The organism is Chitinophaga sp. (assembly GCF_039596135.1).
Taxonomy (GTDB): Bacteria; Bacteroidota; Bacteroidia; order Chitinophagales; family Chitinophagaceae; genus Chitinophaga.
This window is the reverse complement of record NZ_JBCNKH010000041.1, coordinates 20,194-41,946: the sequence shown is the minus strand read 5'-3', so window position 1 is coordinate 41,946 and position 21,753 is coordinate 20,194. Positions and strand designations below refer to the sequence as shown.

The following is a 21,753-nucleotide window of genomic DNA, read 5'->3' as shown; positions in this document are numbered from 1 at the left end:
ATATAATGCAAAGAAAATTGTCAACCCGCTTCAGGGCAGTCATTTTCATGCTTTCATTGGCGATGGTGGCAGTGCTCTATTTTCCTATCTGGAAAATAGAGCTGGCCGCCCCCCAATACCCGGAAGGGCTTACGTTGAAAATTGCTGCTAATGGATTACGCGGGGATGTGGATATCGTGAATGGATTGAACCATTACATAGGTATGCAAACATTGCATACAGAAGATTTTATAGAATTTAAGGTGTTACCTTTTATCATCGGTGGCCTGGCTGTGTTGGGTTTTGTAGTATGTGCGCTGAATAACAGGAAAGTGTATTATGGCTGGGTGGCGTTGTTCCTGCTGGTAGCGGTTGTTTCAATGGTAGATTTTTACAGATGGGAATATAACTATGGTCACCACCTGAATCCCGAAGCTCCGATCAGGGTACCGGGTATGGCATATCAGCCACCATTACTGGGTTACAAGCAGCTGTTGAATTTTGGGGCGTATTCTATTCCTGATATAGGTGGATGGATTTTTATTGGGGTAGGTGCCCTGCTGGTGTTGTTGTCATTTAAGTTTAAGAAGGGTTTTTTTGTGATAGCAGGGTTGACATTGGGACTGCAAAGTTGTAGTTCAGGACCAGCACCTATCCGGTATGGACAGGATGCCTGTGACTTTTGTAAAATGGGGTTTACAGACAAGCGCTTTGGAGCAGAGATTGTAACGAAGAAAGGAAAGGTTTTTAAGTATGACGATGTGCATTGTCTGCTGGCAGCTTTGAAGGCCGGCGAACAAGAGGTTGGTAGTATCTGGTTGTTGGATTTTACAGACGGACAGTGGATCAAAGCGGAAGATAGCAGGTTATTGCACAGTACTGCATTTCATTCTCCTATGGGTAGCGACATTGCTGCGTTTGCAGACAGTGCGCATATGAAAGCGTTTAACGGAGAATCACTCACATGGAAAGAGCTATATCGATAATATTATTGTGGCTGCTGCCTTTGCAGGCATGGGCCAGTGTATTGACTGTCAAAGGGTCGGTGAAGGCGACTTTGCAGCAGGCAGTGGCAGGCGATACTGTAGTGGTACCCGCAGGGGTATACTACGAAAAAGGCCTGGTGATTGATAAGGCCATTTACCTGAAAGGCGTGGGAAGGCCGGTACTGGATGGAGAGAGCAAGTATGAGGTGATATTGATACTGTCCAGTCATGTTACGGTGGAGGGATTTGTGATCAGGCGTTCCGGCTTCTCCGACTGGAAGGATCTGGCAGGTATCAAACTGGGGAATGTGAAACATGTGACTGTTAAAAACAATGTACTGGAAGAAACCTTCTTTGGAATTTACTGCCAGCAGTCTGATAGTTGTGTGATAACAGGCAATACCTTAAAGTCCAATGCCAGTCAGCGTATTCAGTCCGGAAACGGTATTCACTGCTGGCATTGTGATGGAATGCAGTTAATAGGTAATACAGTTACGCAGCACAGGGATGGAATTTACTTCGAGTTTGTAACGAATTCTCTGATCAAAGGGAATCATAGTTTTAAGAATGTGCGGTATGGATTACACTTTATGTTTTCGCACAATGACCACTATGAGGACAATATTTTCGAACACAATGAGGCCGGCGTATCCGTGATGTTCTCACATGGTGTGGATATGAAGCGGAACACATTTGCAGGCAACCAGGGTGGTGGTGCGTATGGGATTTTGCTGAAAGAGATTACGGACAGTAAAATGGAAAAGAGCCACTTTGAAGATAATACAGTTGGAATTTATATGGAAGGAACCACGCGGGTACAGGTCACAGACAATGTGTTTAAGACAAATGGCTGGGCAATGAAGGTGCAGGCAAGTTGCGCTGAGAATAAGATTACGCACAACAATTTTGTAGGCAATACATTCGATGTGGCTACGAATGGCTCGCTGGTACTGAACAATTTTGATAATAATTACTGGGATAAATACGAGGGGTATGATCTGAACAGAGACGGAAAAGGAGACGTGCCTTATCACCCGGTGAGTTTGTATGCAATGGTGGCAGATAAGAACCCTGCCGTGATGATGTTGTTTCACAGTTTTATGGTAAGTCTGCTGGACCGGACTGAAAAAGTAATGCCGGGTATCACGCCTGTGAACCTGGTGGATCGTGCACCTTTTATGAAACCCCTTTCATTATGATTCGTTTTACAAACATATATAAACGATTTGGCCGGCTGCAGGCATTGGATAATATCAATCTCTTTTTTGAAGAAGGTAAGAGCGTGGCTTTGATAGGTCCTAATGGCAGTGGGAAAACTACTTTGATCAAGAGTCTCCTTGGAATGGTCGTACCTGATAAGGGGGATATTGCCTTTAAAGGCACCTCCGTGCTGGGTAGTTGTGCGTACAGGGCGAATATTGGTTATATGCCGCAGATCAGCAGTTATCCTGAGAATATGACCATTGCACAGGTGATGGAGATGATGAAGGATATAAGGCAGTATACTACGCTGGATGAAGACCTTGTACAGGCATTTAAATTACCACAACTGGCAAATAAGCGGATGCGCACATTGTCTGGCGGTACGAGGCAGAAGGTAAGTGCATGCCTGGCGTTTTTATTTAACCCGGAAGTACTGGTGCTGGATGAGCCGACTGCGGGATTAGACCCCCTGGCATCAGGCATTCTGCAGGACAAGATTTTGCAGGAGACAAAGAATGGAAAGCTTATACTGATCACCTCACACATCCTGTCTGAACTGGATGACCTGGTAGATGAGGTAGCCTACCTGCAGGATGGTAAAGTACGGTTTCACAAGCAGGTGGCGGAGTTGCAGGCGGAAACGGGAGAGCAAAAGTTAGTACGCGCAATGGCACGTGTCATGGAATATGAAGGTCAATGAAAAGGGATAACTATGAAAAAGATTATTAAATACGTAGTGCTGGACATCTTACGTAACAGGATATTGGTGAGTTATACAGTGTTGCTGCTGATCGTGTCAATGTTGTTGCTGTGCCTGACAGATAATGGCACAAAAGCATTATTGAGTTTATTGAATATCGTGCTGATCGTGTTGCCCCTGGTGAGTATTATTTTTTCAACGATCTATTATTACAATGCATCGGCGTTTATTGAGCTGCTGGTATGTCAGCCGTTGCGGAGAGCGAAGATCTTATTGAGTGTATACATTGGATTAGCGTTGTCATTGCTGATTGCATTTGGAGTAGGTGTAGGGGTGCCGCTGATGATCTTTGACGGGAGTATGACAGCGGTGTTATTGATATTGGTGGGTATGGCGCTGACGGTGATCTTTTCAGCGCTGGCAATTTTAGGCTCTGTGATGATGAGGGACAAGGCGAGGGGAATTGGGGTGGCGATACTGGCGTGGTTTTATTTCTCTTTGCTGTATGATGGATTGGTGTTGTTCCTGTTGTTTCAGTTCAGTGACTATCCGCTGGAGAAACCGGCGGTGGTGATGGGTGCTTTGAACCCGATAGATTTAGGTAGAATCATAGTGTTGTTAAGATTGGATAGTTCTGCGATGATGGGGTATACAGGCGCGGTGTTTGCCTCATTTTTTGGCAGCGTGGGTGGTATGCTCACGGCATTTGTACTATTGTTATTATGGATGGGTTGGCCGTTAAGCTGGGCGCTACGGCGATTTAACAGAAAAGACTTGTAATCAAAATTAAAAAATTCAATATGGAAAGAAATAATGTAATCACAGTCGGAGAAATGGCTGGAAAGGACTATCGCATGGCTGATGTGTTCAGAAGTTATGGTATAGATTTTTGTTGTGGTGGTGGACAGACGATTGCCCAGGCAGCGGTGCAGGGCGGTATTACAGAAGAGGAGTTGTGGAGTTCCCTGGAAGCTGCTGAATTAAAGGCAAAGCAGCCGGGGAGTGACCTGAGTGTATTGGCGCCTCAGTTACTGGCAGAACATATTCTGAGCACACACCATAAATATGTGAAAGAAGCATTGCCTGTGATCTGGCAGTTTGCGCAAAAGGTAGCGGGCCATCATGGTGATACGCATCCTGAACTGATCGATCTGAGAGCTGCTATCCTGCGTGAAGCAGAAGACCTGCTGGATCACCTGGAAAAAGAAGAACAAATTCTGTTTCCTGCTATTAAACAAATAGCTGCCGGCGAAACTGGCCTGCCATATGTGAAAGGTGCTGTGGAGAGTATGATGAAGGAGCACAGTTCATCCGGCGAATCGCTGGAAGAATGGCGTAGGCTAACAAATGATTACCAGGTGCCACAGGGGGCCTGTAATTCATATAGATTCCTTTTTGAGAAATTGCAGGAGTTTGATACAGACTTAAGACAGCATATTCATTTAGAGAACAACATTTTATTCCCTAAGACCCTGGCAATGTTGCAGGAAGCTTAAGTGAGCGTTTTTTTCGTTAAAGAGCTAATGAGTGACCGGGGGCTTTCAAGCCTTCGGTTTTTTATTATATAAGGGATAGGGTTAAAGAGGAAATAATTTATCTTGGGGGCTTAATCCGTACCCATGACCCGCAAAAGAAAAATTATCCTTATTCTGTTTTTACTGTTTGTAGCTTCCGTTATTATTCGCGAAGCTGGCTGGTTGACGCTTAATTTTTATAAGAGTAGTGTGACTGCCAGTCAATCCCGGAGCTTTCATGAGCTATCTTTTGGTAAGCCGGGCTCTTTGCGTAATGTCCCTTTGATGGTAACCTGTATGGGGTATCAGGCGGGAGAGATGGGTACACCCGATAATCCGGCTGTAATTGTGCCCGTTACTAACATCAGTCATGGTGTTATGTGGATACCATTGATCAAGCATTTTCAGTTTAGTAGCGCAATACCTGTCGGAATTCACAGGAATGGCCATAATATGTCCGGAACGATGACTATAAAGGGCACTGTAACCATCACTGGAATATGTTCATACAGAGAAGCAAAGCGATTGATGGTGCAGAATATAATAGACAATATATATAATGAAATCAGGGCACAGATGGATAGCAGTAATTAATACTGTTCGTCGGTAGTATAAATGTACGCGGTTTCCGTGGTGCCATCTTCAAAATGAACAGTGACGGGAACCCGATAGTATCCCTCACCCTCGAATTCATCCAGGGATTCCCAGGAGTTGGCAAGGTTGTCTGAATAGAAGATATAGCCAGGTATTTTGTTAGTACCATTGAGTGTAACACCCGGATGTTGTTTATCAGGTCCAAATCCTGATGTGTAGTGAGTGCCGTAAATGAAACCTTCCTTAAATGTGCCACCGATAGCATCCAGAATATACGCATTTTCCTCATTGGGCCGTAAGGTGCCGTAGACAAAGAGACGATTCATGGTGTGAAGGTAAGACAACCTAGTGTTGGTTTTCAACACTTTTTCTCACAGCGTCTTCAGCTTCCTGCAGTACTTCCTCCGCAGGGCGACCGGCAGGTTCAATAGGAGTCAGAACGGACCAGCTCATTTTTTCGAAGGTGCCAAGGGGGAACTTTCCATGCCTGAAAAACTTCCAGCTGCCATTGATAGCCACGGGAACGATGAGTGCCTGGGGAACTTTTTTGAGCAGGATGCTGACACCCCCGGTCATGAATGGTTTCATTTCGCCTTTCCGGCTACGGGTACCTTCGGGGAAGATGACGGCAGACCAGTTTTTTTCCTGCATACGGGCGCCGAGTTTGAGCAGCTCGCCCATAGATTGCTTTTTGTCTTTGCGGTCTATATTGGCAGCACCACCATATTTGAGGTTAAAGCTGATACTGGGAATGCCACTGGCCAGTTCTATTTTGGAAACGAACTTGGCGTGGTACCTCCGGAGGTTCCAGATGAGGGGTGGAATATCGTACATGCTCTGGTGATTAGCCACGAAAATAATGGGACGGTCGGTGGGCAATGCCTGTTGATTGACAAAGCGGGCACGACAGCCCAGGAGCAGATAGGTACAGGAAAGCAATCCGTTCAAAATATCGACGGAGGTTTTATGTGCTTTGTAGCCACCGAGTTTGAGACAGAGCCACTGGATGGGGTGGAAAATCAGTAAGAGGCCACCGAAAAATATATAATGAATGGGAGTTAGAAAGTATCCAATCAGTTTCTTCATTGTATTGATGCTTTTTTCTGTTGTCCAGTTGCAAGATAGGTAGGTTTGGGTGAATAACGTATGATTAGGGTCAGTACGAAATTCATATATTTATATTTTTAATAACCCTTATACCGCTATAAATGTAGGTATGTGGTTGGTGTGATGGAGAAACTCATTCAGGATCCAATCCCTGCTTATTTTCATATAGCCTTTGGGTGTACCATCGCTGCAGCCATACCATTCTTCATTGAGTACATCCTTATCAATCAGCACCTGTACCTTATTTTCTTTGTCCAGCAGGGTACCGAAAATGGTGGCGCCGCCTACCGGTGTGCCCAGGAGGTTATTGAGTAACTCAACACTCGCAAATGATACCCGGGGAATGCCTACGGCGCTACTGAAATCTTTGGTAACGAAAGGCTTGCCGGCCGTTGTTACAAAAAGATAGAAATTGGTCTGCTGCCGGTTGCAGAGAAAAAGTGTTTTTACAATCTGCACATTCAGCTTTTCGTTGATCAGTATACAATCTTCCATGGTAATGGCTTCATCTGTATCCACGCGTTCAAAGGGTACCTGCAGGTTCAGTAGAGTGGTATACACGAGCTCCTGCAGGGGTGTTTTGAATTCGGACGGTGGTGTGGTGTGTACTTCGCTGATATAGAACATTGACTACTTTTTTAATGATTTGAAATAATTCATTGCTGATATGGCGGTCAGCATGATGATGATGCCTGCGATCTGTATGGGTGAAATGCGTTCATGCAGGACGAAATGTGCGCATAACACGGCTACAGGAAATTCGATGGTCATCAGGATGGCGCTGGTACCGGCGCCAACTTTGGGAATCCCGACGGCAAAGAGTGCTGTTGGAATGGTGGTGCCAACCACAGAAAAGAACAATGCCCATAGCAGGAACGTAGCACCGAAATGATTATGGGCGGTGATCGTACCTGCATTGACCAGGAAGATGGTCAATGCGGAGCCAGCCATGATAAGGGTGCTTTTTGTTTGCCAGTTTACACATTTCCCTACCCGGCTGTTTGCCACGATATACGCGGCGTAAGCCAGGGATGCAGCTAGCGAGAGGGCAATACCCTGCCAGGAAATAGAGAGCGCTCCATCACGAAGCAGGTCGCCTGCCATGACTGTACCTATTAAAATAAAGAGCACCGTAACCAGTTCGGGTTTGCCGGGTTGCTGGCGGAAAATGATCCATTCCAGCAGGAGGCTGAACCAGGTGAACTGCATCAGAATAACGATTGCCAAAGATGCAGAAATATAGCTTACGGATTGGTAATATAGAAAATTTGCAAGACCTATGGCACCACCAGTGAGCAAAAGTGAAATCCAGCTGTGGCGTGTCAGCTTTGTTTTGCGGGGAATGCACCCCAGGAAGAGGGCAGATAGCAAGGCTTGCGCAAACGATATTTCGGCGGCATTGTAGCCCAGGGTGTAAGACATTTTCACGAATGAGGACATCGTGCCATACATGGCGCCTCCCAGCAATACCATGAATGGGTATTTGAAATTTTTCAAAATAGCAGTATTTGTGTACACTGTCTGTGCACAGGTTGTAAGAAAGGGAACCGGTTTTTTAGCGCATCAGGCAGCTACCGGGGGAGGCGTGTTGGAAGTAAAAAGATGTTGCATGCAATAAAGATAAGTACTTTTTTTAAGTACGCAAGAGTGGCGCGTACGTGGGTGCCCGGCATTTTTAACTATTAGCCTGATCTTTTTTTACAATGTCTTCTGCCAGTTGGAACATCACTTTGCAACTATCATAGTTAAAAGGATACACTCCATAAATCAGGCATTTATTATCTTTTACCTCTACATTCAGGTCCTGTACATGCATGATCTTATTAAAAAACTCAATACCGATCGTTTGTTCTATAGTACCTGCGTCTGTAGCTTCCAGTATGTATTTATGATTAAATGCCGGTACTGTCTTTACTTTGACAGAGTTTGGCAGGTATAAGTTGAGAAATTTATCGTTTTCGGTATTGGCCGTAATCTTAAACTCGGGCAGTGGGTGCGCCAGGTTGATGCAGACGCCTGCATACCTGGATTTATCACTTTTGCCTGTGTTCCGGTATTTTACAAAATTTACCTGTTGTACACAATTAGCGAGTCGCCAGGCGTAAGTAATTTTGAAATGATCACCGTTGCGGAAAGAAGTAAAATGACCCAGATTGACTTCTTTCGTGGACTCTTTGGTCAGAGGGAAATCTTTTTTTAATTCAGCAAGTATTTCTTTTTCCAGCTTTGCTTCTTCAGCCATGTTTAGTTTTTAGTTGTTAAACCAGGTCAAATGCATAGGTAAATGAACCTTTCTAATCTTTCGATCTATATAGATGCTGAAGAATTGAAATATGGTTTCCAGATAATATTGTGGTCTGCACCTGCATTTTCATAGTATAGTTTCAGTTACAAATATAATAACTCTTACAGATTAGTGCAATTGGGGAGTATTTTTATTGATAATCAGATATTTATATGGTGTTGAGATGTTTTTTAGGGGATAGAGGGCAGGTATAACTTAATTTCTTAACACCAGGTCGATGCAATGACTCTTCACCTTTTGGGGATCTATTTTATTCCGTGAATTAGCCAGGTTGCCAAGGATACTTGTATCGTTTATAAAGTGCTGGATAAATAACTTTCCCCTGAACCCTTCCTGAGCTAAGCAATCGACCATTTGCTGCAGGTCAGCTTCATTCAGCAGGTCTGTATGCACGGTGGTTCTGATTTCGAAAGGCGTTGTTCCGCTTATTAACAGCTTTAATGTTGCTTTAAAATTATTGTACAATGAAGATTGGGTGATAGCAGCATATTTATGTGCAGGCGCTTTATAATCCAGTGCAATGTAATTGATCAGCCCTTCCTGTATTAAGGTTTCGATCATCTGTGGGTTAGAACCATTGGTATCTATCTTAACCAGCCAGCCTTCGGCATTGAGTTGTTTGCAAAATGCAACCAGGTCTTTATGCAAAGTACATTCCCCACCGCTCAATACCACTCCATCCAGCAGCTGCCTGCGCGTATATAAAAACTTTAACGCATCTGCATAACTATGTTTCCCTTTTCCCAATACTATGCCAGGGTTATAGCAATACACACACCGCATATTACAGCCTGCAAACCAAAGTATGCAGGCTGTTTTGTCCGGATAATCCAGCAATGTAAAAGGTGTAATACTATGAATAGGTTTAATCACAATGGGCTGTTTCCGTAAAATGCACTCTTTGTTTATGTTCCCCTTTTTTACCGATATTGAAACTCTCAACCGGTCTGTGATATCCCATTACACGTGTATACACCAAACATTTCTGGCTTTCATCGTCACAGATGGGGCAATACTCATGTTCACCTGAAAGATAGCCATGTTCCGGGCATATGCTGAACACAGGTGTAACGGTGATATAAGGTAGCCTGAACTGTGACAATACTTTTTTTACCAGGTTGCGACATGCCTCTGGGGTACTGATCTTTTCTCTCATGTACAGGTGGAGTACGGTGCCGCCTGTGTACTTACATTGTAGCTCATCCTGTAGCAGCAGTGCTTCAAAAGGATCATCTGTATAGTCAACCGGAATCTGGGAACTGTTTGTATAATAGATATTATTATCCATGCCAGCCTGCAAAATATCAGGGAACCGTTTTTTATCTTCCTTGGCAAAACGATAGGTAGTACCTTCTGCAGGCGTAGCTTCCAGGTTATAGAGGTTGCCTGTTTCAGCCTGGTACTGCGTCATCTTTTTACGGATATGTTCCAGTATTGCAGCAGCCATTTCACGACCCGTTTCAGAAATAACATCATCCTGGTCGTTCGTAAAGTTCCGGATCATTTCATTGATACCATTCACGCCAATAGTAGAAAAGTGATTCCTGAAATGTGTGAGGTAGCGCTTGGTATAAGGGAACAATCCCCGGTCGTACAGGTCCTGTATAAAGACTCTTTTCTTTTCCAGTGTTGATTTAGCAAGTTCCAGCAAGCAATCTAGCCGTTTGTACAGTCCATGCTGATCTCCTTTGTGCAGGTAACCCAGGCGGGCCATATTAATAGTCACTACACCAATACTGCCGGTCATCTCTGCACTGCCAAAGAGGCCATTGCCCCGCTTTAGTAATTCACGCAAATCAAGCTGCAGGCGGCAGCACATGCTTCTCACCGCATTGGGTTTGTAGGCGTTTGGATTTTCTACACGGTTACCCTGGTCATCATAAATGTATTGGCTCCCGATAAAATTCTGAAAGTAAGAAGAGCCAATGCGTGCGGTGTTTTCAAACAACAAGTCTGTATTCTCCCCATACCAGTCAAAGTCTTCAGTGATATTCACAGTAGGAATCGGGAAGGTAAATGGCTGCCCATTGGTATCTCCTTCCGTCATCACGGTATAATACGCTTTGTTGATCATATTCATTTCAGGCTGGAAATGAACATAGGTCAGTTCGCTGAGTTGATGAACACCCCTGTCTTTTGCTTTCTGTATGATAAGGGGATCAGTGATCCCATCAAAAAGATGAATATCTTTTTTGGTGGGGAACTGTGTTTTCAAATCTTCTGGTACAGTCCAGTCTATGGTAATATTAGTAAACGGAGATTGTCCCCAGCGGGCGGGTACGTTCAGGTTGTATACAAAGCTCCTGACGGCTTTCAGAATATCTTCATAGCCAAGATGATCTTTAAAAACATAGGGCGCGAGGTAGGTGTCAAAAGAACTGAATGCCTGTGCCCCGGCCCATTCACTCTGCAGTATACCCAGGAAGTTAGCCATCTGGCCCAGTGCCTCACGGAAGTGATTGGGTGGGCGGCTTTCCACACGGCCTCTTACCCCATTGAAACCTTCATTCAGCAATGCACGTAAACTCCATCCGGCACAGTATCCTGTGAGGCAGTCAATATCATGGATGTGAATATCTCCGTTACGATGTGCATATCCTTCTTCCTGAGAATAGACTTTGTCAAGCCAGTAGTTGGCAATGATTTTACCGGCTACGTTGTTCACCAGGCCTGCGTTGGAATAAGAGGTATTCGCATTGGCATTGATGCGCCAGTCAGTTTGAGAGATGTATTCTTCAATCGTTTGAGTGCTGTCTACAAGTGTTGTAGCCGGCGTGAGCCCATGTACATGTTCCCGCTGTAATTTGCGGGTGTGCCTGTATAACATAAAAGCCCGCATCACCTCGAAGTAGCTGTGTGCAAACAATTCTTTTTCTATGATATCCTGGATCTCTTCTACAGACCATACTTCTTTGTGCAGGAGTTGTGCGGTGACCTGCTGGTATATTACATCATCAGGTTTTTTATTCACACTGATGAACCCCTTTTCAATAGCATCTTTTATTTTAAAGGCTTTAAAGGGTTCGAACTCACCATTTCTTTTGATAACGTAATTCATGGCTTTTAATGGGTTTAAGATGCTGCAAAATACCTGAACAATGGAAGATGAGTTTTAAAACTTGTCAACAGGGAGTGCGAAAATAAATGCGGAAGAAAATGTGTTTTTTGCCGTTTACAGCGGGTAAATAAAGCCGGAAAATTAAGACAGGTAAGGTTCATTTATTAAACCATGATGATGGTCAGGTTTTTCTAATTGATTTAAATTGAGATATATAGATATAGGCTTTGATTGTATTGTATATGAAGGAGGAATTTATGTACATTCAGTTCATTAAAATCTATCTCTATGGAGCGCGAACCCCGATCCCAAACCATGAGTGCCCGTACACCAGATCCATTTTCGGGTAAGGGTATTTCCAAACCAGCAGTACAACTTTTTTCTTTTGGCACAGTTGTGCAACGTTCCAAATTCCTGGCAGAAAAAACCGGGAAGGCAGAAGGAAAGTATACAAGAAAGGATGTATTGGAATATCTTTTCAGGGAGCCGGACCCGGACAACCAGATGAGAGCTATACTCGACTGGAATAAGGAGAACACGAGTTACACCCGAAGAATTGATCCGGATATTATTATTCCTACAGATGAGGCACATGACCCTGAAATTGACTATATGCCGCCTATGTGGGGAAAAAGTACTGAAGAAGCCTGGAGCGAGACAGTATTTATTCCGGGGCCTAAGAAAAAACCGGCGTTTTATGCTTCTAAAGAAGGGACTGCTGCCCGGATGGAATTGAAGGATATAGAGGAGGGGAGGGGGCGTGACCGGCTGGATAACAGAGGGCAACAACAATTTGCCTGTAATGCCTGCCTGAAACCTACTGCAAATGAGTCATTGCAGACAGACCACACGCAGCCGGCATCTGATATCCTGGATAGACAAAAGAAGATCATTGCCCGCATGAACAGAGACCGGGATTATCGGGAGGCTGTTATGAAATACTTACCCGATGCTGAAAATTATTTTATTGGAGATGCGCCTGACATAGACGGATCAAAATTGTTTTTTAGCAGGTTTTATAACCATATGGAGAATTTATGGTTTTTGTGTGCTACATGTAATGGTTTAACGGGGAAGTCCAGCGATGATTTATTGTATTGGCTTGGAGGACTGGATTGGTTTGGAGAAGAGTTTATCAAATCGCTGGGCAAGGTGAATACCCGGGGTATTCTCATGCGTGCACAGGATGGAAAAACAGTAGCACAAAAGGCTGTTGACTGGGCCGTTGAGCATGGAAGGGAGGAACTGGGCGAACATAGTGCATTAAAAGAGGCAGACGAAAAAATCAGTGAGGGATTGAGAGAAGTAACAATACTGGCTATCCGTGCAGTGCATGCGGATTCAGAGGCAGAAAGAAAAGATGCAAAAAAAGAAGAAGCCATCAAGCGGCCGATCATGAAATATCGTGTAGAGGTTGTGAAAAAAGCAGGGCGGGCATCTTTGGGAACCAGTCAGGCCATGCTGCATGGACATGATCAGCGGCAAAAGGAAAAGCATCCCGCATACAGGGAGGGGAAGGATAATCCCGGCATTCCAAACTCATATATGCCGGGTACACCCAAGAAAAGCTATGAACATTTTGCGTTAGGGCAGAAGGAGGCCAAAGAAGAAGAAGCAATCGCACAATATCCAAAAGTATTGGAAGAGAAGAAGCAATTAATTTTGGAACTGTCGCAGAAAGAAAAAGAAAATGCAGCACTAAGTGACGAGGTAGAACGGTTAAAACAGGAATTAGCATTGCTTAAGCCACCCTCCCAGGCCGTAACCACTACCACTACTACAGTAGGAAGGAAAGCTAACATGAAAAAGGAGGAATTGGAGAACATATTAGAAATTACAGACAAACTGCCTAAGTATGCAAAGCATAAAAAGTATCGTCAATATTTTAAAGAAAAGATTGAAGACAAGGACGCCTGGTCGAAAATGACTAAAACAGATAGAAATGCAATTATTGCAGGCGTTTTACTTTCTTTAAAAATAATAAAGAAACCGGAAGATATAGGCATTTATGCAAATGCAGCTACAAAGGCATTAGCGTTTGATGATGTAGAAGCCTACATTATAAAATAAAATCGTTTAAATGATGGTCAGTCTCCATCAGGTAAAAAAAGGGATGTATCATGGTTTTGATACATCCCTTTTTTTAAAAGGTATCTTTATTGTTTAACGATCTTCGTCATACTCACCTCTTTCTCTCCATTCTTCACTCTTATTATATACACACCTGTAGATAATGTAGAAATATCCAGCTGTGCAGTTACCGCATTCACTTCACGACGCAGCACCAATCGTCCGTTCACATCAAACATACTTACCTCTGATTTTCCTTTCACACCTGCCAGGTTAATGTTTACCACATTCTTGGCCGGGTTTGGATATATCAGCACTTTTTCCTGCTCATTGGTCACTTCATCTGAACGGGTGGCAGTGCCTAAAGCTACCCGCAAGGTATAACAGGTAGTCGCGCTATTCGCTCCATTATAACCATATACCTGTGCGTAATAAGTACCTGCACTAACCGTACGACTGATGCTTTCACTGGTGGTGCCGCCTGCCTGTGATATATTGAGCTGTGTACCAGCGCTGTTCAGCAGTTTCAGGTCATAATCACCAGGCAGTGTGCTCAATGTAATGGTAATAGTACCACTGGTAGTGATTACAAATTTATAATTATCTATATCACCACTTGGGCTGATCAGTCCAGTTATATTTGTATTGAATGGAATAGTCGCCGCACCGGAGATGGTTCCATTGGTTGAAGTATCCTTTGTATTTGCACAACCAGAAGCCGTTAAGGTAGTAAATTGTGCAGTAGCATATGTACTGCTGCCACTTGAACAATTTGTTCTTACCCGCCAGTCATACAGGGAGGCAGACGTTAATCCGCTTAAGCTGACACTGGTAGCCGTAGTACCAGTTGCGGCATTGGTCCAGGTAGAAGATGTATTCAATTTGTAATCCACATCATAACTCAATGCTCCACTTGCGGCTGTCCAGCTTACAGTTGCCCCGCTGGATGTTACAGCAGAACTGGTCAGTGTGGCAGGCGCATTGCAGGTATCGGTAGAGACGGTTGTAAACTGCGCAGTTGTATAAACGCTGGTATCGCTGGTGCAGGTAGTTCTTACCCTGTAGTCGTAAGTAGTACCCTGGGTAAGACCTGTTAAGCCAAGGGAAGTAGCGGTAGTAGCAGTAGCAGCACTGATCCAGGTACTGGATGAGGAAGCTTTGTAATCTACCTTATAAGATGCAGCACCACTCACAGCTGTCCATCCTACAGTAGCAGATGTGGTGGTAACAGCAGATGATGTTAAACCTGTTGGTGCGGAACAACCGGAACCTGCGGTAATGGTGAAGTTAGTATTTGAAATATCAAAGAAGATATTGCCTACTGCTTCTACCTTGATCCTGGCTGTGGTAGTGGGGGTATTCGGAATCGTTACCACCTCGCTGCCGTCATTGGCAGTACTTGCTACCAGTGTGCTGAATGTGTTACCCCCATCGGTAGAGAGGGATATCTTTACATTGGCGCAACTCACTGGTGATGCGGTTGTACTGGCTACATTCCAGGTGATGGTCTGCGATGAATTGCCTGCCCAGGATACTGCTGTATTAGGGGCTGTCACTGCAAACGGGCCAGAGGTATTCGAAACGGTGACGGTTACATCAGCGTAATTGGTTTGACCAACGCTAACCGGTGCCGTAGAACTATAAGGGGCATTATCTCTTACCGTTAACCGGAAATGCAAAGTTCTTGACACGGAGCTCAGGGCTTCTGTATTCGCACCCGCATCGCCACCGGTCAATGGGCCGGATATTAAGCTACCTGCCAGGATAGTCGCCAGTTTGGGGAAATACCTGGTAGGAGAGGTAGTGGGGGCAAATGAAATCCAGTTAGGGCCAGATGCTTTGGTAGCGCTGGCAACACTGCTGGCGTTTGTTTGTGAAGAGGAAGCATTGTCATTCTGCTCCCAGCAGTAAGTGAGCACATTGCTGGCATTGGCATCGGTAGCAGAACCTGTCAGCGCGAATGGGGTACTGATAGGAATTGTATAACTACCGCCGCCACTCACAACAGGGGTTGCGTTATTGGCAGATATGCTGGTAGTAACCGGGCAGGTCTTGCTCGCAAGGTTTGTCTGGATTTGCGCAATGGAAGCGGCGTGGTAGATATCAATAGAATGTGGTGCCAGGTCATAGCTGGTAATACCGGCATAACCCATAATGGTAATACCGGAACCAGGTTCCACATTGACGCCTGTACCTTCGTTGCCATAAGAGAAGGTATGGTTGGCACCCAGCTGGTGGCCTACTTCGTGCACTACATAATCGATATCGAAATTATCGCCCTGTGGAATACCATCGGCAGGAGAGGTAAAACCACTTCCTTTAGAGCCATCGACACAGATACAGCCGATGCAACCAGCATTACCACCGCCACCGGATGCACCGAACAGGTGACCGATGTCATAATTGGCAGCGCCGATTACGGAGGTCAGTGTACTTTGTAACTCGCTGTTCCAGGCTCCACCGGCGCCGGTGCTGGCGTTGGAATAGGGATCTGTGGAGGCGTTATAATAAAATACACTGGTAGTATTGGAGACCAGGTTCAGGTGAATGGCGAGGTCTTTTTCATATACGCCGTTACAGCGGGTCAGTGTCGCATTCACAGCTGCGAGCACTAATGCAACCTGCGATGAGCTGGTGGCGCCAAAATAATTGGAGTACTCAGCGGTTACAGACTGTGCAAGCCGCAATGTTTTCAGATCGCCGGTGGACCGGGCGGCAACATTGTTACTAAGGTCAGTAGCCAGTTTTTGCTCGGGCGTAGAGCATTTCCAGGGTAGTGCCTTTGGTTGTTTTTTGAACACTGTGTATACAGTGTGGTCGGCAGAATAAGGTTCAATAAATTCAGTCTCTTTTTCCACACGGAATACCGTGGTTTGTATTCCCTGGGGGGAGATGCTCAGTTTTAAAGTAGCAGATTTGTCGGTGATACCTTTTCCTGAAAAGGCGCGTATATCAGGAAATTGGGCTTGTAATGCAGGTTCGAAATTGGACGCTTCGACAATTTCGAATTGTTCAATTTGTCCGTCTGCATTGGGCAGGGAGATGATGGTACCGTGCCCGGAAGTATTGCTGACAGCTCTGAATGCCTCATTCCGCAATGGGGTTAAGTCCAGGTCAAATAGTTTGAACGTTGCGGGGAATGCAAGGCGGGAAACAGCTTTGTCGGGAATAATTCTGGCACCGTCGGTGTGGGGTCTCCAGTAGTTTTGGGCAAATGATAGGGTACTGCATAATAAAGCAGTAACGAATAGTAAAACTAGTCTCATGCGTAGGGTTTTTTAGGTCAATAAATTGCTCTGTTTATGAATGTAGGTTAACTTACTGCAGCCTGAGGTGTATTGAGTTGAAAAAAATGTTTATTTATTTTCAGTTAACAGCCGTGCTATCTCAAGAGGAATATCCCTGTAAACAGGCAGGCCGGGATAATCGCCGTTACATAACACTACAATGCCTAATCCTTTATCAGGAAACAGGGTGAGGCTGCATGAATAGCCAACATCAACTCCCACATGGAAAAAGTAATTGCCATATTCTTTTGATTCTCTTTTCCACCAGGCCAAGCAAAGAAACAAGCCGGGATATGCAATATTGTGTGTCGGGGTCCACATCTGAAGCAATGTTTCCCGTCTTATTACGCCATGATAGCTGTCTGTACTGTCGTTATAGATGGACAGCATTTCAAGCATCCATTTTGACAGATCATGGGAGCAGGTGTTTAACGTGCCGCAGGGACTATGTTCTTTATTGAACGGATATACTTTTGATATTTCTACTTTTTTTGAAATACTGTCTATGATATGGGGTGTGCTTTTCCTGGCAGGATCTATTTTAGCCAGATCAAAACTGCTATGGGTCATTCCGGCAGGCTTCAAAACCTTTTCGTATTCATACTCCTCAAAACTTTGATTCGCTGTTTTTTCTACTATATAACCTAAAATATCAAAGGCAGGATTACTGTAGTGAATATCAGTTCCTGGTGTGAAGCTCAATGTCGAAAATTTTGATGGCAACACAAAATGTTTAAGCGCATGCTTACTGTTATTGGGGTGATCCCAGTTGTAATCATTAATATCCGGTATACCGGAGGTATGATTAAGTAGTTGTGTAAGGGTGATATCTTTTACCCGTTCGTCTTTCATTTTAAATGCGGGCAAATAATAGACTAATTTATTATTGATATCCAGTTTGCCTTGTTCCACTAACTGCATGATGGCAGTTGCGGTAAATAACTTTGAGATGGAGGCAGCATGAAAATTCGTGAGGGTATCTACTGGTTTGTTGGTTTGTAAATTTATTGTTCCATATCCCTTTGCGTAATATGATTGATTGTTGCGGACAATGCCAATTGAAAGGCCAACTATATTAGTGGCTTTCATATACCTGTTGATTATTGTGTCAATTTTTTCCTGTAGCTTTAGATCAGTGGTTTGACCGTAGGCGTTGTTCAACACCAGCAGGGATAATAAAAGGAATGCGATTTTTTTCTTTTGCATGGAAAGCCGTATTAATCATTTCAACTTCCCTTTTTTCAACGCGTCTTTATAGAACTCTTCTACTTTAGTTCTCGCCCACGGTGTTTTACGTAAAAACTTGAGAGAAGATTGTATAGAAGGATTACTAATAAAGCAATTGATCCTGATTTGATAGCCCAACTCATCCCATCCGTAGGTATCTACTAGTTGGGTAAGTAGTTTTTCGAGGGTAATGCCATGTAAGGGATCTTTTGATTCCATGTCGTGTTGTTTGTCCGGCAAATATACAGCACATTATTTTTTATATCTTTGCATCTTACCTAATATTTTACTGCTATGGCAAACCCATATATATCCCTGTTGCGCACTGCCTGGCATTACGCACGAAAGGAGAGGAGAAGGTATGTAGTGGTGTATGCCATGTTCACCGTTTCTGCCATCATTTACGCATTATACCCTATGCTGTTGGGCTGGTTTATCAACAAAATCCAGCAGGACACCCGGCAGGTATTACACTTTGCTTTCCTGTACGCCGCCAGTTATTTCGGCCTCAAAGTACTGGAATGGTGTTTCCATGGTCCAGCCCGCGTGATGGAGCGGGAACTTGCCTTTAACCTGAGCCGTAACTTTCTGCATGAACGATATCACCAGGTACTGCACCTGCCGGTAAAATGGCACCAGGACCATCACAGTGGCGCTACCATCAATCGTATACGTAAAGCCTACGAAGCCCTGAAGACATTTTTCGATCATGGCTTTATGTATCTGAGGGCAGTCGGTAAACTCATATTTTCCGTAATTGCCATCGTTTATTTCTCGCCCTTATTTGGCACCATCGGTGTTGTGCTCGGTGCCATCACTATCTGGGTCATCTTCAAATTCGACAAACCTTTTATCCGTACACTGGATGAAGTGAATGAAAAGGAACACGTGGTATCCTCCACCCTGTTCGACAGTCTTTCCAATATCATGACAGTGATTACCCTGCGCCTTGAAAAGAGCATGGAAACGGGATTGCTGGCCAAAGTTGCGCTGATACTGCCTCCTTTTAAAAAGAACGTCCGGATCAACGAATGGAAATGGTTTGTAGCTGATATACTGATCACCCTCATTTACTGCGTAGTGGCAGTAGGCTATGTATTGCAGTACTGGCAGCCGGGAAAGGTATTTTATGTAGCCGGCCTTGTAACATTGCTGGGATATGTGAACCAATTCACCAGTGTGTTTTACGACTTTGCCTGGCAGTATACGGATATCACGCAATACAACACCTCTGTACAAACAGCCGCCAATATTGACATCGCATTTAAACAACACCACCGTCCGGATGCGCCTACAGACCTGCCGGATACCTGGCAGGAGATTCAGATCAAAGACCTGAGCTTTTCCCACAGGGAGGAGTATGATGCAGCACATGCGCCGCAAAGCTTGCATGGACTGAACATCCGCATACCCCGTGGCAAACGGATTGCGTTGATAGGCGAGAGTGGTAGTGGTAAAAGTACGCTGTTGTCACTACTAAGAGGACTATATGATCCCCGCCCGGGAATGACGCTGACAGTAGATGGAAAGACATTTGACCTGGCCACCCTGAACGAAACAGTGACCCTCTTTCCACAGGAGCCGGAGATCTTTGAGAATACGATTGCGTACAATGTAACCCTGGGTCTGCCTTTTAGCGAAGCAGATATTACTGCGGTGTGCGAAAGCGCACATTTTGCAGAAGTGATCAGCCAGTTGCCTTTGGGGCTGGAATCTGATATACGTGAAAAAGGAGTGAACCTCTCCGGCGGACAAAAACAACGGCTGGCACTGGCCCGTGGCATACTCGCTGCCCGTGAAAGCGAAGTGGTACTACTGGACGAACCTACCAGCAGTGTAGACCCCAAGACAGAAGTCATGATCTACAATAAACTGTTCGCGGCATTTGCAGATAAGGCAGTGATATCTTCTATTCATCGCCTGCACCTGCTGCCTCAGTTTGACTATGTATATGTATTGCATCAGGGGCGTATAGTAGCCGAAGGTACATTTGAATCTCTCAGAAATAACAGCCCGGTTTTCCAGGAATTATGGAAACACCAGAAAGATACAATGGGGAGACATTTTCAGTAAGATATGTTCGATAGTAAAATGCGAATGTCTCACATTGCACTTATTCCTATTTATATATACCTGGTATAGGAGACCATTTATACTGGCACGTCATTCGTGTGGGCTTTATTATGATAAAGCTTCCATTTGCAATCGCATTAATGCTGCTGACGAATGCATTCGTTTCTTTCGCCCAACATGTAGAAAAGGTACCTTTTAATGATAAAGATTATTATCTGGCAGTGAAGCCCACATCCGGCAATATAAAAGGGGTACTGGTTTTATTGCGCGGATTTAGAGATCCTGAGGTGATCCTATCAGAAACGAACCTGCCTGATGTAGCTGCAGCCAATGATTTCCTGACCATCCTCGTATCTACCGGGCAAAAGTTGTATGCAGACACGGTTGCCATTAGCCGGCTCAATCAAATCCTTTCTCACGTTATCCAGGTATATAAGCCAGACACTTCCCGGTTCGCTATCGGAGCCTATGAATTTGGCGGAACGATTGCATTGCGATATGCTGAATTGGCCCAGGCGGGGCGCATGGGTATTCCTGTAGTTCCGAAAGCAGTATTTGCAGCAGACAGTCCTACAGATCTTTTCAACTTTTGGAATCGTTGTGAAGATGATTTTAAAAAGAATTTTAATGCCGGAAGTGTAGGCGATGCTAAATTCATTCTGGAACGCATGCGATCAGAAAATGGAGACATCCATACGAATGCCGCAAGGTATAAGGAATTAAGTCCCTTTGTAGTGAGCAGCGATACGGTTGGCAATGAACAATTCCTGCATGGTATAGGCGTAAGGATGTATTATGATACAGATATCAACTGGCAATTGGATAACCGCAGGAATAGTTTTTACGGCACTAACATTCCGGATGGTTCGGAACTAATAAAACGTTTGATGCTGGCTGGTCATAAGAATGCGGCTTTTATATCTTCGCGTCCTGGTATGCGACCTAATGGGGTACGTAATCCGAATTCTTTTTCAGTAATAGAAGAAGGGGATTGTATTCGTTGGCTTAAAAAGTCATTGGGTATCTTTGATCCGGTTACCTGGAAAAGACCGTACAAGATAGATGTTCCAGCTGATTGGGGCAGAGAGTTATCTGCTTTCCCGCCTGATTTTGCGCCTGCCATTCCGGAGAAAGGAGTAGAGGATTTGTTCTTTTTGCCCGGTTGGGGAAATAGTCATTCCGACGAATATTGGAGTTATTGCTACATCTTATCGTTAGAGAGAAAACAAGCTCCGGATGAAAATGAATTGAAAAAAATCCTTGCTGCATATTATGATGGCCTGGTTAAAAGGAACATGGAATTGGTCACTCCTGCACAGGTTAACTTTAAAAAAGGGACTTATACAGGTACAATCAGCATGATGGATTATATGCAGAAGAAGCCGATCGTATTTAATTTTATGGTAGAAAAGAAAGAATGTAACACGGTGCTGTTTGTAAAGATCTCTCCACAACCATTGGGGCATGCTGTGTGGGGGAAGTTGAATGCTGTTAGCAGTTCGTTCCGGTGTGGGGAATAGTGTAGCAAAATAATTACAATAAAATTCACATATTTTATTATAACTAATTGATCATGATTATAATGATAACACACAAATCATTATAATCATTTTTATTTGTTAACTCCGCATTAACTAATTCGTAGGATAA

General features: G+C 44.3%; 19 protein-coding genes. 9 read left to right on the top strand and 10 right to left on the bottom strand.

The genetic code is table 11. The features are described 5' to 3' along the window. Nucleotides 1-5: 5 nt before the first annotated feature. From ABDW16_RS21235 to ABDW16_RS21210, 6 genes are all read left to right on the top strand, one after another. Nucleotides 6-965, top strand: a complete 960-nt coding sequence (locus ABDW16_RS21235; RefSeq protein ID WP_343672499.1) for a nitrous oxide reductase accessory protein NosL — start codon at nucleotides 6-8, stop codon at nucleotides 963-965. Further along, nucleotides 944-2,164: a nitrous oxide reductase family maturation protein NosD gene (locus ABDW16_RS21230; RefSeq protein ID WP_343672498.1), complete on the top strand. Its 1,221-nt coding sequence runs from the start codon at nucleotides 944-946 to the stop codon at nucleotides 2,162-2,164. The genes ABDW16_RS21235 and ABDW16_RS21230 overlap by 22 nt, the downstream gene beginning before the upstream one ends. After that, on the top strand, nucleotides 2,161-2,868 hold the full coding sequence (locus ABDW16_RS21225; RefSeq protein WP_343672497.1) for an ABC transporter ATP-binding protein: 708 nt from the start codon (nucleotides 2,161-2,163) through the stop codon (nucleotides 2,866-2,868). The genes ABDW16_RS21230 and ABDW16_RS21225 overlap by 4 nt, the downstream gene beginning before the upstream one ends. Before the next feature lie 12 nt (nucleotides 2,869-2,880). After that, on the top strand, nucleotides 2,881-3,648 hold the full coding sequence (locus tag ABDW16_RS21220) for an ABC transporter permease subunit (RefSeq protein ID WP_343672496.1): 768 nt from the start codon (nucleotides 2,881-2,883) through the stop codon (nucleotides 3,646-3,648). A gap of 20 nt (nucleotides 3,649-3,668) precedes the next feature. Continuing rightward, the gene (ric, locus tag ABDW16_RS21215) at nucleotides 3,669-4,364 is read left to right on the top strand and encodes an iron-sulfur cluster repair di-iron protein (RefSeq protein ID WP_343672495.1); all 696 of its coding nucleotides are present in this window, start codon (nucleotides 3,669-3,671) and stop codon (nucleotides 4,362-4,364) included. Between the two features lie 123 nt (nucleotides 4,365-4,487). Beyond that, a complete protein-coding gene (locus ABDW16_RS21210) occupies nucleotides 4,488-4,976 on the top strand; it encodes a hypothetical protein (protein WP_343672494.1) in 489 nt (162 codons plus the stop codon). Here ABDW16_RS21210 and ABDW16_RS21205 read toward each other — a convergent pair. From ABDW16_RS21205 to ABDW16_RS21175, 7 genes are all read right to left on the bottom strand, one after another. Continuing rightward, on the bottom strand, nucleotides 4,973-5,302 hold the full coding sequence (locus ABDW16_RS21205; protein WP_343672492.1) for a gamma-glutamylcyclotransferase family protein: 330 nt from the start codon (nucleotides 5,300-5,302) through the stop codon (nucleotides 4,973-4,975). The two genes, ABDW16_RS21210 and ABDW16_RS21205, sit on opposite strands and share 4 nt — an antisense overlap. A gap of 19 nt (nucleotides 5,303-5,321) precedes the next feature. After that, a complete protein-coding gene (locus tag ABDW16_RS21200; protein ID WP_343672491.1) occupies nucleotides 5,322-6,062 on the bottom strand; it encodes a lysophospholipid acyltransferase family protein in 741 nt (246 codons plus the stop codon). Nucleotides 6,063-6,170: 108 nt separating this feature from the next. Then, on the bottom strand, nucleotides 6,171-6,710 hold the full coding sequence (locus tag ABDW16_RS21195) for a YbaK/EbsC family protein (RefSeq protein ID WP_343672490.1): 540 nt from the start codon (nucleotides 6,708-6,710) through the stop codon (nucleotides 6,171-6,173). Between the two features lie 3 nt (nucleotides 6,711-6,713). Further along, entirely contained in the window at nucleotides 6,714-7,580 is an 867-nt protein-coding gene (locus ABDW16_RS21190) for a DMT family transporter (protein ID WP_343672488.1), read from the bottom strand. Between the two features lie 178 nt (nucleotides 7,581-7,758). Further along, complete coding sequence (locus ABDW16_RS21185) at nucleotides 7,759-8,325, bottom strand: hypothetical protein (RefSeq protein WP_343672487.1); 567 nt, start codon at nucleotides 8,323-8,325, stop codon at nucleotides 7,759-7,761. Nucleotides 8,326-8,583: 258 nt separating this feature from the next. Beyond that, nucleotides 8,584-9,261, bottom strand: coding sequence for an anaerobic ribonucleoside-triphosphate reductase activating protein (locus tag ABDW16_RS21180; protein WP_343672486.1), 678 nt, complete (start codon nucleotides 9,259-9,261; stop codon nucleotides 8,584-8,586). Then, nucleotides 9,254-11,446 carry a ribonucleoside triphosphate reductase gene (locus ABDW16_RS21175; protein ID WP_343672485.1) on the bottom strand — a complete coding sequence of 731 codons (2,193 nt, stop codon included), beginning with the start codon at nucleotides 11,444-11,446 and terminating at the stop codon, nucleotides 9,254-9,256. The genes ABDW16_RS21180 and ABDW16_RS21175 overlap by 8 nt, the downstream gene beginning before the upstream one ends. 288 nt (nucleotides 11,447-11,734) lie before the next feature. Between ABDW16_RS21175 and ABDW16_RS21170 the strand changes: the two genes are divergently transcribed. After that, nucleotides 11,735-13,516: a hypothetical protein gene (locus ABDW16_RS21170; protein ID WP_343672484.1), complete on the top strand. Its 1,782-nt coding sequence runs from the start codon at nucleotides 11,735-11,737 to the stop codon at nucleotides 13,514-13,516. Nucleotides 13,517-13,602: 86 nt separating this feature from the next. On the opposite strand, the gene ABDW16_RS21165 is transcribed toward ABDW16_RS21170, so the two are convergent. The 3 genes from ABDW16_RS21165 to ABDW16_RS21155 form a co-directional block, all read right to left on the bottom strand. Next, entirely contained in the window at nucleotides 13,603-16,782 is a 3,180-nt protein-coding gene (locus ABDW16_RS21165) for a reprolysin-like metallopeptidase (RefSeq protein WP_343672482.1), read from the bottom strand. Between the two features lie 90 nt (nucleotides 16,783-16,872). Then, nucleotides 16,873-18,009: a serine hydrolase domain-containing protein gene (locus tag ABDW16_RS21160; RefSeq protein ID WP_343672481.1), complete on the bottom strand. Its 1,137-nt coding sequence runs from the start codon at nucleotides 18,007-18,009 to the stop codon at nucleotides 16,873-16,875. A 15-nt stretch (nucleotides 18,010-18,024) separates the two neighbouring features. Further along, on the bottom strand, nucleotides 18,025-18,249 hold the full coding sequence (locus tag ABDW16_RS21155; protein ID WP_343672480.1) for a VF530 family protein: 225 nt from the start codon (nucleotides 18,247-18,249) through the stop codon (nucleotides 18,025-18,027). Between the two features lie 75 nt (nucleotides 18,250-18,324). Here ABDW16_RS21155 and ABDW16_RS21150 point away from each other — a divergent pair, with 75 nt between their 5' ends. Next, on the top strand, nucleotides 18,325-20,103 hold the full coding sequence (locus tag ABDW16_RS21150; protein WP_343672478.1) for an ABC transporter ATP-binding protein: 1,779 nt from the start codon (nucleotides 18,325-18,327) through the stop codon (nucleotides 20,101-20,103). 110 nt (nucleotides 20,104-20,213) lie between these two features. After that, nucleotides 20,214-21,623 carry a hypothetical protein gene (locus tag ABDW16_RS21145; protein WP_343672476.1) on the top strand — a complete coding sequence of 470 codons (1,410 nt, stop codon included), beginning with the start codon at nucleotides 20,214-20,216 and terminating at the stop codon, nucleotides 21,621-21,623. Nucleotides 21,624-21,753: the final 130 nt, after the last annotated feature.